The sequence below is a fragment of the Streptomyces sp. NPDC007901 genome (assembly GCF_042959465.1).
GTDB lineage: Bacteria > Actinomycetota > Actinomycetes > Streptomycetales > Streptomycetaceae > Streptomyces.
In genome coordinates this window covers 993,942-1,010,086 of record NZ_JBIBKW010000001.1, presented here as the reverse complement: position 1 = coordinate 1,010,086, position 16,145 = coordinate 993,942, and the positions used below count along the sequence as shown (strand labels likewise).

14 protein-coding genes and 1 riboswitch are annotated in these 16,145 nt (G+C 70.2%); of the genes, 6 read left to right on the top strand and 8 right to left on the bottom strand.

Annotation, left to right across the window (positions count from 1 at the left end; genetic code table 11):
• Window positions 1–3: 3 nt before the first annotated feature.
• The 5 genes from ACFZDK_RS04805 to ACFZDK_RS04785 all read left to right on the top strand — a co-directional run bounded on the left by ACFZDK_RS04805 (window position 4) and on the right by ACFZDK_RS04785 (window position 6,670).
• Window positions 4–768, top strand: a complete 765-nt coding sequence (locus ACFZDK_RS04805; protein ID WP_355715924.1) for a GntR family transcriptional regulator — start codon at window positions 4–6, stop codon at window positions 766–768.
• 150 nt (window positions 769–918) lie between these two features.
• Window positions 919–1,188: a DUF3311 domain-containing protein gene (locus tag ACFZDK_RS04800; protein ID WP_390969731.1), complete on the top strand. Its 270-nt coding sequence runs from the start codon at window positions 919–921 to the stop codon at window positions 1,186–1,188.
• A complete protein-coding gene (gene mctP, locus ACFZDK_RS04795) occupies window positions 1,185–2,813 on the top strand; it encodes a monocarboxylate uptake permease MctP (protein ID WP_390969730.1) in 1,629 nt (542 codons plus the stop codon). Before ACFZDK_RS04800 ends, mctP begins: the two co-directional genes overlap by 4 nt.
• A gap of 180 nt (window positions 2,814–2,993) precedes the next feature.
• Window positions 2,994–3,142: riboswitch (cobalamin riboswitch) on the top strand.
• A 124-nt stretch (window positions 3,143–3,266) separates the two neighbouring features.
• Window positions 3,267–5,660: a ribonucleoside-diphosphate reductase subunit alpha gene (locus ACFZDK_RS04790; protein WP_390969728.1), complete on the top strand. Its 2,394-nt coding sequence runs from the start codon at window positions 3,267–3,269 to the stop codon at window positions 5,658–5,660.
• The gene (locus ACFZDK_RS04785) at window positions 5,660–6,670 is read left to right on the top strand and encodes a ribonucleotide-diphosphate reductase subunit beta (RefSeq protein WP_390969726.1); all 1,011 of its coding nucleotides are present in this window, start codon (window positions 5,660–5,662) and stop codon (window positions 6,668–6,670) included. The genes ACFZDK_RS04790 and ACFZDK_RS04785 overlap by 1 nt, the downstream gene beginning before the upstream one ends.
• Window positions 6,671–6,685: 15 nt before the next feature.
• On the opposite strand, the gene ACFZDK_RS04780 is transcribed toward ACFZDK_RS04785, so the two are convergent.
• Window positions 6,686–7,465: a hypothetical protein gene (locus tag ACFZDK_RS04780; RefSeq protein WP_390969724.1), complete on the bottom strand. Its 780-nt coding sequence runs from the start codon at window positions 7,463–7,465 to the stop codon at window positions 6,686–6,688.
• 34 nt (window positions 7,466–7,499) lie between these two features.
• Window positions 7,500–7,676 carry a hypothetical protein gene (locus tag ACFZDK_RS04775; RefSeq protein WP_390969722.1) on the bottom strand — a complete coding sequence of 59 codons (177 nt, stop codon included), beginning with the start codon at window positions 7,674–7,676 and terminating at the stop codon, window positions 7,500–7,502.
• A 93-nt stretch (window positions 7,677–7,769) separates the two neighbouring features.
• Between ACFZDK_RS04775 and ACFZDK_RS04770 the strand changes: the two genes are divergently transcribed.
• Window positions 7,770–8,738 (top strand): helix-turn-helix domain-containing protein, encoded by a 969-nt coding sequence (locus ACFZDK_RS04770; RefSeq protein ID WP_390969720.1) that lies wholly within the window; start codon window positions 7,770–7,772, stop codon window positions 8,736–8,738.
• An 81-nt stretch (window positions 8,739–8,819) separates the two neighbouring features.
• Here ACFZDK_RS04770 and ACFZDK_RS04765 read toward each other — a convergent pair whose 3' ends face one another.
• From ACFZDK_RS04765 to ACFZDK_RS04740, 6 genes are all read right to left on the bottom strand, one after another.
• On the bottom strand, window positions 8,820–10,208 hold the full coding sequence (locus ACFZDK_RS04765) for a cytochrome P450 (protein WP_390969718.1): 1,389 nt from the start codon (window positions 10,206–10,208) through the stop codon (window positions 8,820–8,822).
• Window positions 10,205–11,290, bottom strand: a complete 1,086-nt coding sequence (gene cyc1, locus ACFZDK_RS04760) for an epi-isozizaene synthase (RefSeq protein ID WP_390969716.1) — start codon at window positions 11,288–11,290, stop codon at window positions 10,205–10,207. Before cyc1 ends, ACFZDK_RS04765 begins: the two co-directional genes overlap by 4 nt.
• A gap of 291 nt (window positions 11,291–11,581) precedes the next feature.
• A complete protein-coding gene (gene def / locus ACFZDK_RS04755; RefSeq protein WP_359220191.1) occupies window positions 11,582–12,232 on the bottom strand; it encodes a peptide deformylase in 651 nt (216 codons plus the stop codon).
• A 153-nt stretch (window positions 12,233–12,385) separates the two neighbouring features.
• Window positions 12,386–13,366 carry a tetratricopeptide repeat protein gene (locus tag ACFZDK_RS04750; RefSeq protein ID WP_390970108.1) on the bottom strand — a complete coding sequence of 327 codons (981 nt, stop codon included), beginning with the start codon at window positions 13,364–13,366 and terminating at the stop codon, window positions 12,386–12,388.
• A 114-nt stretch (window positions 13,367–13,480) separates the two neighbouring features.
• Window positions 13,481–14,722: an HD-GYP domain-containing protein gene (locus tag ACFZDK_RS04745; RefSeq protein ID WP_390970106.1), complete on the bottom strand. Its 1,242-nt coding sequence runs from the start codon at window positions 14,720–14,722 to the stop codon at window positions 13,481–13,483.
• 77 nt (window positions 14,723–14,799) lie between these two features.
• On the bottom strand, window positions 14,800–16,116 hold the full coding sequence (locus tag ACFZDK_RS04740; RefSeq protein ID WP_390969714.1) for an HD domain-containing phosphohydrolase: 1,317 nt from the start codon (window positions 16,114–16,116) through the stop codon (window positions 14,800–14,802).
• Between the last annotated feature and the right edge of the window lie 29 nt (window positions 16,117–16,145).

Below are 16,145 nucleotides of genomic sequence, written 5' to 3'. Positions count from 1 at the left end.
AGCATGAGCACCGACGTCAGCAGTGCGGAGAACGAGAGCGGGACAGCCGTCCGTACCGCGCGCGTGCCCAAGTACTACCGCCTGAAGAAGCATCTGCTGGAGATGACGGAGACCCAGGCGCCCGGCACCCCGGTGCCGCCCGAGCGCACGCTGGCCGCCGAGTTCGACACCTCCCGCACCACCGTCCGCCAGGCCCTCCAGGAACTCGTCGTCGAGGGCCGCCTCGAGCGCATCCAGGGCAAGGGCACCTTCGTCGCCAAGCCGAAGGTCTCCCAGGCGCTCCAGCTGACCTCGTACACCGAGGACATGCGCGCCCAGGGCCTGGAGCCGACCTCGCAGCTGCTGGACATCGGCTACATCACCGCCGACGACCGGCTCGCCGGACTGCTCGACATAAGTGCCGGTGGCCGGGTGCTGCGCATCGAGCGGCTGCGCATGGCCAACGGCGAGCCCATGGCCATCGAGACCACGCACCTGAGCGCGAAGCGCTTCCCGGCGCTGCGCCGCTCCCTGGTCAAGTACACCTCCCTCTACACCGCCCTCGCCGAGGTGTACGACGTCCATCTCGCCGAGGCCGAGGAGACCATCGAGACCTCGCTGGCCACCCCGCGCGAGGCCGGCCTGCTCGGTACCGACGTGGGCCTGCCGATGCTGATGCTCTCCCGGCACTCCCTGGACCGCGAGGGCCAGCCGGTGGAGTGGGTGCGCTCGGTGTACCGCGGCGACCGCTACAAGTTCGTGGCCCGCCTCAAGCGCCCGCAGGACTGACCGCCGGGACCGGCCGCCAGGACCGGCCCCGGACCACCCTTCACGGAATCGACATACCGATACGCGGACAGCGTCTTCCGCTCCCCTGACGCCGTGACCTAGATTGCCTGCGCATTACACAGGCGAACGGTCAGGGGACGGAGCCGCTGAATGTCGGAAGTACCGGAAACGAGACACCCGGTGGTGACACCGGTGCGCGTGATCATCGCCGTCTGCCTCGTCGCGCCCTTCGTGGCGATGCTGTGGGTGGGCTCGTACGCCAAGACGGACCCGGAGTTCATCGGGATCCCGTTCTTCTACTGGTACCAGATGCTGTGGGTGCTGATCTCCACCGCGCTCACCATGACCGCGTACCAGCTGTGGCAGCGTGACCAGCGCGCCCGAAAGGCCGCGAGCACGAGCGGGGGTGCGCAGCAGTGAAGGACGGTGTGAACGGCGTCGCGCTCGGCGTCTTCATTTTCTTCTTCCTGGCCGTCACGGTCATGGGCTTCCTGGCCGCGCGCTGGCGCAAGGCCGAGAACGAGCACTCCCTCGACGAATGGGGCCTGGGCGGCCGGTCGTTCGGCACCTGGGTCACCTGGTTCCTGCTCGGCGGCGACCTCTACACGGCGTACACCTTCGTCGCCGTACCGGCGGCGATCTACGCGGCGGGCGCGGCCGGCTTCTTCGCGGTGCCGTACACGATCCTGGTCTACCCGCTGATCTTCACGTTCCTGCCCCGGCTGTGGTCGGTCTCCCACAAGCACGGCTATGTGACGACCTCGGACTTCGTACGCGGCCGCTTCGGCTCCAAGGGGCTCTCGCTGGCGGTCGCCCTGACCGGCATCCTGGCAACGATGCCCTACATCGCGCTGCAGCTCGTGGGCATCCAGGCGGTCCTCGACGTGATGGGCGTCGGCGGCAGCGACGGCACCAACTGGTTCGTGAAGGACCTGCCGTTGCTGATCGCCTTCGGTGTCCTCGCGGCCTACACCTACTCCTCCGGCCTCCGCGCCCCCGCCCTGATCGCGTTCGTGAAGGACGGGCTGATCTACCTCGTCATCGCGGTGGCGATCATCTACATCCCGATCAAGCTGGGCGGGTTCGACGACATCTTCGCCAAGGCGGGCCAGGCGTTCGCCCAGACCAACCCGGCGACCGGCAAACCGCGCGGCGCGCTGGCACCGGCCGAGGCGGGCCAATGGACGTACGCCACGCTGGCGTTGGGCTCCGCGCTCGCCCTGTTCATGTACCCGCACTCGATCACCGCGACGCTCTCCTCCCGGAGCCGTGACGTGATCCGCCGCAACACCACGATCCTGCCGCTGTACTCGCTGATGCTCGGCCTGCTCGCCCTGCTGGGCTTCATGGCCATCGCGGCCGGAGTCAAGGTCACCAACGGCCAGTTGGCGATCCCCCAGCTGTTCGAGAACATGTTCCCGGACTGGTTCGCGGGCGTGGCCTTCGCGGCGATCGGCATCGGCGCCCTGGTCCCCGCGGCCATCATGTCCATCGCGGCCGCGAACCTCTTCACCCGCAACATCTACCGGGACTTCATCAAGCCGGACGCCACGCCGAAGCAGGAGGCCCAGGTCTCCAAGATCGTCTCGCTGCTGGTGAAGGTCGGCGCGCTGGTCTTCGTCCTCACCATGGACAAGACGGTCGCCATCAACTTCCAGCTCCTGGGCGGCATCTGGATCCTGCAGACCTTCCCGGCCCTGGTCGGCGGCCTGTTCACCCGCTGGTTCCACCGCTGGGCCCTGCTCGCGGGCTGGGCGGTCGGCATGGTCTACGGCACGGTCGCGGCCTACGGCGTCGCCTCCCCCACCCAGAAGCACTTCGGCGGCAGCGCCAAGGAGATCCCCGGCATCGGCGAGATCGGCTACATCGGCCTCACGGCGTTCGTGATGAACGTGGTGGTCACCGTGGTCCTCACCTTCGCCCTCAAGGCCCTCAAGGCCCCCGAGGGCATCGACGAGACCCAGCCCCAGGACTACTCGGCCGACGCGGGCGACCCCGCCGTACAAACCGAACTCCCCCCGGCCGTCGCAGGAAGCGCCCACTAGAACGCGCCCCATAGGGGCGCGGGGCTGTATCGATGTGCGGCTCCGCCGCGTGGGCGCGACCAGCCCCACACAACCCGCAGCGGGCCACCGAGAGCACCCCCTCGGCGGCCCGCTCCTCGTATCTCACCGTACAGATCACCTGACGCTCCGACACCTCCGCGACACAACATCTGGGGGTGACACGACGACCCGGCACTAGATGTATGCTCATGCTCGCTGTCACCACAGGGGAATCCGGTGCGAATCCGGAACTGTCCCGCAACGGTGTACTTGCGCACATCTGTGCACGAGAGTCAGTCCGAGGACCTGTCGACAGCACACCCGGCCAATCCGGCCCGGGTGTTCTGACGTCCGGGCCTCGTGGAGTGGGCCAGGGTCTCGACGCGCGCCCCGCGCGCTCGCGCTGCCCGCTGCCCTCCGCCAGGCCCCGTGCCGAGCGAGGGAGAGCCCCACGTGACCATCGCGCCAGCCGAACCGGCTTCAGCGACCACGACCGTGCCGGAGACCGACGGTCCCGGAACGGCCCTGCTGCGGATCCTGACCGAGCTGACCGCCGACATCCCCGACGCCGACCCCGGCCGGGTCGCCGCCGCCGCGCTGCGCGGCCGGTCCTCGCGTGAGGCCTCCGCCGAAATGATCGTGGAGTTGCGCGAGCTGGCCACGGAGGCCGCCGCCGGTCTGATCTCCGAGGACCCCGCCTACTCGCGGCTGGCCGCTCGCCTGCTCATGATCTCCGTCCGCGCCGAGGCCGCCTCGCAGGGCGTGACATCCTTCACGGAGTCGGTCGCCGTCGGCCACCGCGAGGGCCTCATCGCCGACCGCACCGCCGAGTTCGCCCGGGTCCACGCGGCCCGCCTCGACGCCCTGGTCGACCCGGCCGCCGACGACCGCTTCGGCTACTTCGGCCTGCGCACGCTCCACAGCCGCTACCTGCTCCGGCACCCGATCACCCGGCGCGTGATCGAGACCCCCCAGCACTTCATGCTCCGGGTCGCGGCCGGGCTCGCGGAGGACGACACCACGCGCGCGCTGGACGAAGTCGCCGCGCTCTACCGCCTGATGAGCCGCCTCGACTACCTCCCCTCCTCCCCCACCCTCTTCAACTCCGGCACCCGGCACCCCCAGATGTCGTCCTGCTACCTCCTCGACTCCCCGATGGACGAGCTGGACTCGATCTACGACCGCTACCACCAGGTGGCCCGCCTCTCGAAGCACGCCGGCGGCATCGGGCTGTCGTACTCCCGGATCCGCTCCCGGGGTTCGCTGATCCGCGGCACCAACGGGCACTCCAACGGCATCGTGCCGTTCCTGAAGACCCTGGACGCCTCGGTCGCCGCGGTGAACCAGGGCGGCCGGCGCAAGGGCGCGGCCGCGGTCTACCTGGAGACCTGGCACTCCGACATCGAGGAGTTCCTGGAGCTGCGCGACAACACGGGTGAGGACGCCCGCCGTACGCACAACCTGAACCTCGCGCACTGGATCCCGGACGAGTTCATGCGCCGGGTGAACGCCGACGAGCCGTGGTCGCTGTTCTCCCCCTCCGACGTGCCGGAGCTGGTGGACCTGTGGGGCGCGGAGTTCGACGCGGCCTACCGCAGGGCCGAGGCCGACGGGCTCGCCCGCAAGACCATCCCGGCCCGCGACCTGTACGGCCGGATGATGCGGACCCTCGCACAGACCGGCAACGGCTGGATGACCTTCAAGGACGCGGCCAACCGCACCGCGAACCAGACGGCCGTCCCCGGCCATGTCGTCCACTCCTCCAACCTCTGCACGGAGATCCTGGAGGTCACGGACGACGGCGAGACGGCGGTCTGCAACCTCGGCTCGGTCAACCTCGGCGCGTTCGTCGACACGGCGACCGGTGACATCGACTGGGAGCGGCTCGACGAGACGGTCCGCACCGCGGTCACCTTCCTCGACCGGGTCGTCGACATCAACTTCTACCCGACCGAGCAGGCGGGCCGTTCGAACGCCAAGTGGCGTCCCGTCGGCCTCGGTGCGATGGGCCTCCAGGACGTCTTCTTCAAGCTGCGGCTGCCCTTCGACTCCCCCGAGGCCAAGGCGCTCTCCACCCGGATCGCCGAGCGGATCATGCTCGCCGCGTACGAGGCCTCCGCCGACCTCGCCGAGCGCGGCGGCCCGCTGCCGGCCTGGGAGAAGACCCGTACCGCACAGGGCGTGCTGCACCCCGACCACTACGGTGTCGAGTTCACCTGGCCGGAGCGCTGGGCGGCCCTGCGCACGCGGATCGCGGGCACCGGTCTGCGCAACAGCCTGCTGCTCGCCATCGCGCCCACCGCCACCATCGCCTCGATCGCGGGCGTGTACGAGTGCATCGAGCCGCAGGTCTCCAACCTGTTCAAGCGCGAGACGCTCTCCGGTGAGTTCCTCCAGGTCAACTCGTACCTGGTGGAGGAGCTGAAGAGCCTCGGCGTCTGGGACGCCCGTACCCGTGAGGCGCTGCGCGAGGCGAACGGCTCGGTGCAGGACTTCGTGTGGATCCCGGAGGACGTACGGCGGCTGTACCGCACGGCGTGGGAGATCCCGCAGCGCGGCCTGATCGACATGGCCGCGGCCCGCACCCCGTACCTGGACCAGGCGCAGTCCCTGAACCTGTTCCTGGAGACGCCGACCATCGGCAAGCTCTCCTCGATGTACGCGTACGCCTGGAAGTCGGGCCTGAAGACGACGTACTACCTTCGTTCGCGCCCGGCGACCCGGATCGCCCGGGCCGCGCAGGCCCAGGCCACCGTCCCCGTCCCCGTCCCCGTCCAGCAGACGGCCGCCGAAGACGCCGTCGCCTGCTCCCTTGAGAACCCCGAGTCCTGCGAGGCCTGCCAGTAATGCCCAGTAACCAGAACCTGCTCGACCCCGGCTTCGAGCTGACTCTGCGCCCCATGCGCTACCCGGACTTCTACGAGCGCTACCGGGACGCCATCAAGAACACCTGGACCGTGGAGGAGGTCGACCTTCACTCGGACGTCGCCGACCTCGCGAAGCTGACCCCGGCCGAGCAGCACCTGATCGGACGGCTGGTCGCCTTCTTCGCCACCGGCGACTCGATCGTGGCGAACAACCTGGTGCTCACCCTGTACAAGCACATCAACTCCCCGGAGGCGCGGCTGTACCTGAGCCGCCAGCTCTTCGAGGAGGCCGTGCACGTCCAGTTCTATCTGACGCTCCTGGACACCTACCTCCCCGACCCGGACGACCGCGCCGCCGCGTTCGCCGCCGTGGAGAACATCCCCTCCATCCGCGAGAAGGCCGAGTTCTGCTTCAAGTGGATGGACTCGGTGGAGAACCTGGACCGCCTGGAGTCCCAGGCCGACCGCCGCCGCTTCCTGCTCAACCTGATCTGCTTCGCCGCGTGCATCGAGGGCCTGTTCTTCTACGGCGCCTTCGCGTACGTCTACTGGCTGCGCAGCCGGGGTCTGCTGCACGGTCTCGCCACGGGCACCAACTGGGTGTTCCGCGACGAGACAATGCACATGAGCTTCGCGTTCGACGTCGTCGACACGGTCCGCAAGGAGGAGCCGGAGCTGTTCGACGACGAGCTCCGGCAGCAGGTCACCGACATGCTGCGGGAGGCCGTCGAGGCGGAGCTGCAGTTCGCCCGCGATCTGTGCGGTGACGGTCTGCCGGGCATGAACACCGACTCGATGCGCCAGTACCTGGAGTGCGTCGCCGACCAGCGGCTCGGCCGGCTCGGCTTCGCCCCGGTGTACGGCTCGGAGAACCCGTTCTCCTTCATGGAGTTGCAGGGCGTCCAGGAGCTGACGAACTTCTTCGAGCGGCGTCCGTCCGCGTACCAGGTCGCGGTGGAGGGCACCGTCGACCTGGACGAGGACTTCTGAGCCGCCGGTTTCCGGCTACTTCAGGCCGAGTGCGTCCCCGGCCGACACCTTCCGCGAGGTGGTGGTCGTGCCGGGGAAGTACCAGCGCCAGCTGCCCGCCGAGGTGACGGTCACCCTGGTGCTCAGCTTTCCGGCGTCGCCCGTGGTCACGGTCCTGACCGTGCTGTAGTGGGCGGCGCCGCTCTTCCTGAACTGGAGCCTGACCTGCTGCCCGGTGAACCCGTGGTACTTGAGGTCCTCCCAGTTGGCCCGCGACAGCTTGCCGGTGACGGTCACCGCGGCGCCCTTGGCGACCTTCTCGGGTGCGATCACCGTGGTGAGCCGGGCGGCCCGCTTGACCTTGTAGTCCGCGATGTCGTCGGAGATCCAGTAGTCGCCGTCGTTCGCCTTGACGGTGGCGTTGACCTGCCAGACGCCGGCGACCCTGTTGCTGTCGATGTCGTCGCTGTCGGCGATCCAGGCGGGGTCGATGGTCATCGTGGCCCGGCACACCGAGGTGGTCGCGCTCTTCTTGGTGCAGGACGAGTCGTCGTTCCAGGTCGCGAAGGTGTAGGCGCTCGTCTTGTTGAAGGTGCTGACGTGCGTGAGCCCCTTCACCCCCGAGTTGTCCTTGACGGTGATGTCGATCGGGTACTTGATCGTCTTCGACGTACCGACGATGACGTTGCCGCCGCCGTTGACGACGGTCTTCACGACCCTGATGTCGCCCCGCCCCTCCGCGTGCGCTCCGGTCGCCGTCGTCAGCACCAGGGCCGCCGCCCCGCAGGCCGCGGCCCAGGCTGTTCCGCCTCTCATGTTCCTCCCCTTGTCGTGCGCTTGTCAGGAGAGGCTATGCGATCAGGGACTTTCCCCGGTGTGCGGCGTCCCTGATCCGCCGCGCCACCCTGATCTGCCGGTCCATGCGCCGGTCGCGCAGGACGCCGAGCACGGACGGGAGGGCCATGAGGACCAGGATGCCGAGGACCAGGACCATTCCGATGAGACCTTCGATCTGGTTTCCGTTCATGGACACCACTGTGGCGCCGGATGCTCCTTACCGTGAGTGGCAGCACTGCCATGCACCCTCGAATTACTGCCAGCGGCGAGGCACACTGGCAGCATGCTGAAGAACGTGGCGGCAGTACTGCTCGACGGCGTGCACCCCTTCGAGCTCGGAGTGGTCTGCGAGGTCTTCGGCCTCGACCGCTCCGACGAGGGGCTGCCGGTGTACGACTTCGCGGTGGTCTCGGCGGAGGGGCCGGCGCTCGGCACCCATGTGCCGGGCCTCACCATCTCCACGCCGTACGGCCTCGACCGCCTCGAGGAGGCCGATCTGATCGCGGTCCCGGCCTCCGACACCAACGTCGCCCGGGACTATCCGCCCGAGCTGCTCGACGCGCTGCGCCGGGCGGTGGACCGGGGCGCCCGGGTGCTCAGCGTGTGCTCCGGCGTGTTCGTGCTGGGCGCCGCCGGGCTGCTGGACGGGCGCCGGTGCGCCGTGCACTGGCGCCACGCGGACCTGCTGGCCCGCCGCTTCCCGCGGACCCGGGTCGAGCCGGACGTGCTGTACGTCGACGAGGACCCGGTGATCACCTCGGCGGGCACCTCCGCCGGTATCGACGCCTGTCTGCACCTGGTCCGCAAGGAACAGGGCCCCGAGGTGGCCAAGAAGATCGCCCGGCGGATGGTGGTGCCCCCGCACCGGGACGGCGGCCAGGCCCAGTACATCGAACGCCCGCTGCCGGACGGCCCCTGCGACACGGTCGGCGAGGTGCTGGCCTGGATGACGGAACATCTCGACCAGGAGGTCACCGTCGAACAGCTCGCCACCCGCGCCCTGATGGCCCCGCGCACCTTCGCCCGCCGCTTCCAGCAGGAGACGGGCACCACGCCGTACCGCTGGATCCTGCGGCAACGGGTGCTGCTGGCACAGGAGTTGCTGGAGAGGACGGACGAGACCATGGACGCCATCGCGTCCCGCACCGGCTTCGGCACGGCGGCCGCGCTGCGGCATCAGTTCATGAAGGAGCTGGGCACCACACCGAACGCCTACCGGCGCGCGTTCCGGGGACCGGAGGCGGCCGCCTGAACGCCTACCGGCGCGCGTCCGGGGGCCGGGTGGGCCGCCTGAGCGCGCGCCGGTATCAGGAGGTGCCCGCCGATCGGGCCGTCACCAGGGCACGGGCGTCAGCAGCAGGCGCTGGGGGCGCAGGGTGATACCCACCCGGGTCGCGTCGTCCGACCCGGGGACCTGTTCGAAGCGGTACCTGGCACACAACGCCGCGGTGATCAGGCTCAGCTGGGTCATGGAGAAGTGGTCGCTGGGGCACTTGCGGTTGCCGACGCTGAAGGGGCTCATCGCGTACTTGGGCACGTCCTTGGCCCGCTCCGGCAGCCAGCGGTCCGGGTCGAAGTCGAGGTGCCCGGGGTACGAGCGGGCGTCCCGCTGGACGGCGTAGGGGCTGTAGACGATGTCGGCCCCCGCCGGAATGCGATAGCCGCCGAGCTCGGTGTCGGTCTTGGCGCGCCGCGTCAATATCCATACGGCGGGCCGCAAACGCATCGCCTCGACGACGACATTGTTGGTGTGCGTCAGCCGGCGAACATGCTCAAAACCAACCGGCTGACCGCCCGTCACGGATTGGACCTCGGTCCGTACCTTCTCCGCGTGTTCCGGGTGTTCGGCGAGCACCTGGAGCAGCCACATGATCGTGGACGCGACAGTTTCGCTGCCGGGGGTGAGTATCGCGACGACCTGGTCGTGGATCTCCTGTTCCCCGATGGGCTCGCCATTCTCGTCCTTCGCCGCGAGCAATGCCGTCAGCAAATCGTCCGGCTTTTGACCAGATGCCCGGCGCTCGGCGACGATCTCGTCGACCAGGAGATGCAGATCGGCCAGCGCCCGGTTGAATTCACGGTTGGCGGGCAACGGCAGCCGGTACAGCGGGCCGAGTGGTACGACCATCCTGCGGTACATACCGCGGAAGACGCTCGCGAGGTCGACACTCAGCCGCTCCGCGCGCTCGTCCATGTACTCGCCGCGCAGCAGGCAGCGGGCGGCGATCCGGACGGCGACCCGGAAGGACTCCGAGGTGCAGTCGACGGTGGCGCCGGGCTGCCAGCGCTCGGTCAGCGCGTGCGCCTCCTCCTCCATGATCGGCCCGTAGCCGGGGATCGCGGAGAGGTTGAACGCGGGCTGGATCGTGCGGCGCTGGCGCCGGTGGCGGGGGCCGTTGGCGGTGGCCACGCCCTCCTTGCCGAGCAGTCCCTCCAGGGACTCCCAGAGCGGGCCCGCGATGAGGAAGTCGGGGCTCAGGGCGAGGGCGCCGGTGAGCTCCGGCGCGGTGACGGCGTACACCTCCTTGGGGCCGAGGCGCAGGCGCACCATGTCGCCGTGCTCGCGCAGCCGGGACATGAAGGCCAGCGGGTCGCGGACCAGCTTCCAGCCGTGGCCGAGTATCGGCACACCGCCCCCGGCGAGGGGCGGTTCACGCAGTTCGCTCGGTGCACTCGGTACGGAAGCCTCGGCGGTCGCGGGCTTCACGGACTCGACGGTCATTTCTCACCTGCCGCTTCGTTGTTGACGTACGGGGGCGTGGACCGGTCGTCCCAGCTGTCGACCATGTAACGGCCGGATTCGTGGTGGAACCAGTAGACGGAACTGAACCAGTTCCGCATATTGGCGACACAGGCCAGGACCGCGGCACCGGTTTCCTTTCCTCGTACGGTGCCGTCGTCGAGTTGCTCGGCGAGCCGAAGAGCGTCCCGCTCGGCGACCAGGAATTCACGAATGCATTCCTCGACGCGTCGCCTGACTTCTTCGACCGCTTGTTCCAGACTCATTCCCTCGTGGGTGACGAGACTGATCCCGAGATTGTGGACCTCGGCCCCCGCTATTTCCTTGGGCAGTGAGCAGAGGTCGTTGTACCAGGCGGCGAATTCCTGGCTGAGCAGCGCCGGACGGCGGTATGCCGGGTGTTTCCGTACCGCGTCCGGGAGTTCGGTCCCGGCGCTCGGCTCCAGCAGATCCGTCCATATCCAGTGCGCGAAGGTGAGGCGCCGCAGGGCGAGGTACTCCTCGACCCCGGGAACATATCCCTTGGTGCGGTTGCGGAACTCGCGGTCGTACGCCTCGATCACCGCGTGGAAGTGCCGGGCGAAGCGCTGGTTCCAGGTCTGCGGCAGGAACGAGTACAGCCGCGCGACGCTGTCCGCGAACCCGGCGACCACGGTGTCCGGGTGGCGCAGATGGTGCAGGGGGGCGTCGAGGGCCGCGTGCAGCCGGAACCGCAGCCGCCGCCAGTCCCCGGTCCGGCCGTGCACGACGTCACGGTCGTGCCGGTCGTCCCAGACGAAGAACCAGGCGCTGTAGTCGCATATCGCCTGGATCACCTCCTCGGGGGCGCCCAGGTAGTACCCGGCCATGAGGTCGGTGTAGCAAAGACCGTCGGCATATTCCTGCACCTTGTCCGCCGACATCAGCCGCTTTTCGAGGAGCCAGAGGCGGGTCATCTCCTGGAGCCGCGGCCAATACGGGTGCAGTTGCCGGGGAAACTCGGCCTCGATCAACGGCAGGGCGAGTTGTGGTGGAACCGCGAGCGCCGTCGGCGTCGATGTGGTGCTGTGTGGGAAAGCATGCACGAACAAACCCCTCTCAGCCGCCAGGAGCGCACGCCCCTCCCGCTGTGCCGGGCGTGCGCCGTTGCGTATCCCCGCACTTCCATTCAGCACCACAACTGACCGGTCTGGGAACGGATTTGCTTCATTCACTACCCCACAGTGCCGAGAATCTCCCCTTGCGTGACTGGTTAGGGATCGCTAGGGGCGCACAAAGGATCGAATGCACGACGCACAGACGAGCGAGTCTGACCGAACATGACGAACGCCTGGCCGGAACGGTCCCGACCAGGCGTCACATCTGCCCTCTGCGTCTCAGTCGTTGGCGACCACGGGGTAGCGTGGCTCGTTCTCGGCCATCTGCCGCAGCGCGTCCTTGCGTTCGCGCTTGGAGAGCCGGTCGATGTACAGGTAGCCGTACAGGTGATCCGTCTCGTGCTGCAAACACCGAGCGAAGTAGCCGGTGCCGCGCACCTTGATCGGGTTGCCCTTCTCGTCCTGCCCGGTGACCTCGGCGTAGTCGGGCCGGGCGAGCGGCGCGTACGCGGTCGGCACCGAAAGGCACCCCTCGTTGCTGTCGTCCAGCCGCCGCTTCTCGGCCGGCAGGTCGACCAGCTTCGGGTTGCACACCACGCCCACGTGCCGGGCGCCCTCGTCGTCCTGGCAGTCGTAGACGAAGACCTTCAGGTCGACACCGATCTGGTTGGCGGCGAGACCCACACCCTCGGCGGTCCGCTGGCTGGCGAACATGTCCGCGACCAGCTGCTCCAGCTCCGCCCCGAACTCGGTGACGTCCTTGCACTCCTTGTGCAGCACCGGGTTCCCGACGACGGTGATGGGCCGCGAGGTCCCCCGCTCACGCCAGGCGTTCTCGCGCTCCTCGGTCCCCTCGGTGTCGACGACGAACCCCTCGTCGTCCACGGGGAGCACGCCCGCGTGCTGCTGATCGGTGTCCTGCTGCGCCATGACCGACGTAAGCCTTCCTAGGTAAAACGGGGGTGATATTGCTGATACAGGGTACGTGGACGCGCCCCGTCAGGGGCGCGGGACTGTACCGATATGCGGCTCCGCCGCGTGGGCGCGACCAGCCACGACGAACCCGCAGCCGAATCACAACGCTCAGCAGACCTCTTCCAAATCCCGCCAATCCCGCGACTCAGGGCTGTCGGCAACCCACCCGTCCAGCAGCCCCCTCACCAGCGAAGCCGGCGCGGCCACCCCGCACTCCCGCTCCGGCACCCACAGCTGCCCGTCCGTCCGATGCCCCAGCGGCCCCGGATGCCCCGGCTCACTGTGGTCATGGGGATCCAGGTGCACCCCGTCACCCTCGTCGGACGGCATCCGCGACTCCGAGCACATCCGGCACAGCAACCGCACCGACGACGACCAGTCCTCCGCCGCGAACCCGGCGTCCCCCGCCAGCTGCTCCAGCGCGTCCCGGTCGGCCTCCGTCGCCGCCTCCAGCAGCACCACCCACGTCGGCACCGGCGACGGCGCCCACAGCTCGATCTCGTCGAAGACGGGGTACGAATGCCCGGTCGCCGTGGTCCGCTCGCCGTGCGGCACGCCGTCGTGCAGGACGACCTCGCCCCAGCGCCGCCCGGACGAGGGAAGCGGAATGGACTGCACCTCGATCCGGGCGGGGTCGAGGCGCCGCCCCCACACCACCTCGGCCTCCCCCTCCGGGGAGAGCCGTACGGCGGCGCTGCCGAGGTCCATCCCGGTCGGTTCCGCGGACGCGGTGGCCCCGCCGGGCACCCGCAGCCCGTACGCCTGCCAGGCCCGCCGGGCCAGCGGCCAGTCCTGCAGCGCGGTCGCCGCGATGCCCACGTTCCACCAGTCGGGCGCCCCGGTCTCGCGGTCGAGGAGAGCGACCGCCCGCAGCCCGGCCGCCCGGGCCTGCTCCCAGTCGTGCCGGAACTTGTGCAGCAGGGCGAGGTTGAACCAGGACTCGGACAGCCAGGGTTCCAGATCGGCGGCGCGCGTCAGCAGCTCGCCCGCGTCCTCGTACCGGCCGTCACCGATCAGCGTGAAGGCGCGATCGGTGGCCTGCCGCCAGGAGGCGGAGGGCCGGTGCCGTCCCTTGCCGAAGATCCTCACGATTCCCGCCTGCCAGTTCCAGTTCCGCACAGTGGGCTGGCTTGTGCCCCCGGACATCACCCTCTCCCTCGCATCCAACCACGTACGACGGGAGGGCCGCTCATTACCCATGGGTTACCCAGCCGCGCGCAGGGTCAGACAGTCTCTGGAGAGCACGCGGGCCAGGGCCTCCACGACCTCGGGAGCGTAGTCCCCCGCGGTGGCCAGGCGTAACTCCTCCAGCGCGGTCAGCGGGCCGCCGGGCCCGGAATCCCGGGCCTTCTCCTCGTACGCGTTGACGACCCGCACGATCCGGGCGGCGACCGGCTGTTCCCGGTAGGGGTCGGCCTGCCGCTCCACGACCACGGCGACCGCACCGGCCACCCCGGCCACCCCGGTCTGCCGTACGACCGCCCCGCCGAGCAGCGCTATCCGCCGCTGTTCCACCGCCGGCAGTACGGCCGTGGCCCCGGCCGGCACCGGGTCGACCAGGCTCAGCTGGCCGATGTCGTGCATCAGCGCCGCGTACTCCAGCACGGTGAGCTCCGCTCCGGACAGCCCCAGGTCCCGCCCGACGGCCTGGCTGAGCGTGGCGACCCGGCGGGCGTGCCCGGCCGGGGTGTACCCCGCTATCTCGGTGGCGCGGGCGAGGGAGGCGATGGTCTGCCGGTAGGTGGCCCGGACGGCCGCGTACCGGCGCAGGGACAGCTGGGTGAGAAGGAGGGGCAGACAGAAGACGGGCAGCGCCCACAGCCCCACGACGGCGACGGCCAGCGCCATCACCGCGCCGGTGGCGCAGACGGCGGACCCGATGCCGAGCAGCCCGCGCAGTTCGTCCCGCAGCCGCGGCCCGAACGGCCATCCGGCCCGGGAGTGCGCCTGGGCCGCCGCCAGCACGGCGTCGCACAGCGCGGTGAGCACCAGCAGCGCGACCAGCAGCAGCGCGTACGCCGGTCCGCCCCACTGCTCCAACACGCCCCTGCTGGAGAGGGGTTGGAAACAGATCGCGGCGAAGCCGACGGTGAGGACCCGGCGGGCGAGGTGGTCGAGGGTGGGCCGGCGGCCGGCGGCGATGTGCGGGACGTTGCCGAGCAGCGAGGCCGCGCCGACGACGGCGACGACCTGGAAGACCCCGTCGTGCGTGGCGACCCCGGCGTCGGCGCCGAGCAGGGCGTAGGCGAGCCCTCCGGCGGCCCCGAGGGGGGCGGCCTCCCGTACGTCGGCGCCGGTCCAGCGGGCGAACTCGCCGATCACCACGAGGACCCCGAAGGCGAGGGCGATCCCGCGGTTGTCGAGGCCCTCCCAGAGGGTTCCGGCGAGACAGCCGAGGGCGAGCAGGAGGGCGGCGAGACGGATGAGCGAGAGGGTGAGGGGCAGTCCCCGTCCGGACGCGGGCGAGGGGTCCGCGCCGGGCCGGTGGGCCGGGAGACCGGCGGTCGTCGGCTCGGCGGCGCTCACCGGGCCGCCCGCCCGACGCTCTGCCGCCCGCTGCCCGGCCGGTCCGGGGCCGGGGGGCCGGGCGGGGAGTCGGCGGTGACCGCGGGGTGCCAGCCGTCTCTGGCGAGGGCGCGTACCAGTGCTTCGACGACCCCGGCGTCGAACTGGCGGCCGGCGCACCGTCGTAACTCCGCCAGCGCGGTGTCCACCGGACGGGCGCGGCTGTAGGAGCGGGTCGAGGTCATCGCGTCGAAGGCGTCGGCGACGGCCACCACGCGGGCGGGCTCCGGGATCTGGGCGCCGGCCAGGCCGTAGGGGTAGCCGCTGCCGTCGATGCGCTCGTGGTGGTGGAGGATCGCCGCGCGGGCCTCGCCGAGGAAGGAGATCCCGCGCACCATCTCGTGGCCGTACTCGGGGTGCAGCTCGATGATCCGCCGTTCCTCCGGGGTGAGCGGTCCGTCCTTGCGGAGCAGCCGGGTGGGGACGCCCAGTTTCCCGACGTCGTGCAGGATCCCGGCGAAGCGGAGTACCTCGACCCGCTCGTCGTCCATGCCGAGTTCGCGGGCGATCAGCACGGAGGCCTGGCCGACCCGCTCGCTGTGGCCCCGGGTGTAGCCGTCCTTGATGTCGACGGCCTGGACGAGCGCGCGGATGGTGGCCTGGTGGGCGGCCCGTTCCCGGTGGTACTGCGCGAACACCCACCAGGACACGCACATCGGCAGCAGGACCAGGAGCGCGGCGACGGGGCCGTAGGGGCTGCGCCAGAGCACGGCCATCATCAGCCCGGCGAGCCCGTGCACCCCGATCGGCGCGAGGGAGCGGGAGAGCAGGCCGCGCCAGGCCCGCCGTACCGGAACGCGGTCGGCGACCGCCAGGATCCCGCCGTCCAGCAGGGCCAGCACCCCGCAGAAGGCCAGGACGGCGGCGGCGCAGGGCAGCAGCGCGTACGGGAAGTCGCAGCCCACGACGGCGTCCCGCCCGCCCAGCACCCGGTGCACGCAGCCGGCGCCCCATACGGCGAGGGCCAGCTCGGCGGCCCGCCACACCCGGCGCAGCGCCCGGGGCCGCTGGTCGACGTGCGAGAGCAGCGCGCCCGGCAGCGGGACGAGCATGGCGGCGGGCGGCGGCAGCAGGAAGGCACCGGCGAGCAGCACGGGGTAGAAGGTGCCGCCGAGACGGCGCCGAACGACGTGCTCGCAGCCCGCGTACAGCGCGGCGAGCAGGGCGACGGCCCACCAGGGCGTACGGAGGCCGGGCAGCGGCAGCAGACAGCACAGGGCGCCGAGGACGACACAGGACACGTAGGCGCGTACCCGTGCCGGAACCGCCTCCATCGCGCCCTCCCCCGACCATGCCTGTCCAG

Excerpts from the sequence above, each read along its gene's own strand:
- ACFZDK_RS04770 (WP_390969720.1), top strand. The coding sequence starts at position 7,770 with ATGCTGAAGAACGTGGCGGCAGTACTGCTCGACGGCGTGCACCCCTTC.
- def (WP_359220191.1), bottom strand. The coding sequence starts at position 12,232 with ATGGCGCAGCAGGACACCGATCAGCAGCACGCGGGCGTGCTCCCCGTG.
- ACFZDK_RS04780 (WP_390969724.1), bottom strand. The coding sequence starts at position 7,465 with ATGAGAGGCGGAACAGCCTGGGCCGCGGCCTGCGGGGCGGCGGCCCTG.
- ACFZDK_RS04765 (WP_390969718.1), bottom strand. The coding sequence starts at position 10,208 with ATGACCGTCGAGTCCGTGAAGCCCGCGACCGCCGAGGCTTCCGTACCG.
- ACFZDK_RS04800 (WP_390969731.1), top strand. The coding sequence starts at position 919 with ATGTCGGAAGTACCGGAAACGAGACACCCGGTGGTGACACCGGTGCGC.
- ACFZDK_RS04785 (WP_390969726.1), top strand. The coding sequence starts at position 5,660 with ATGCCCAGTAACCAGAACCTGCTCGACCCCGGCTTCGAGCTGACTCTG.
- ACFZDK_RS04775 (WP_390969722.1), bottom strand. The coding sequence starts at position 7,676 with ATGAACGGAAACCAGATCGAAGGTCTCATCGGAATGGTCCTGGTCCTC.
- ACFZDK_RS04740 (WP_390969714.1), bottom strand. The coding sequence starts at position 16,116 with ATGGAGGCGGTTCCGGCACGGGTACGCGCCTACGTGTCCTGTGTCGTC.
- ACFZDK_RS04805 (WP_355715924.1), top strand. The coding sequence starts at position 4 with ATGAGCACCGACGTCAGCAGTGCGGAGAACGAGAGCGGGACAGCCGTC.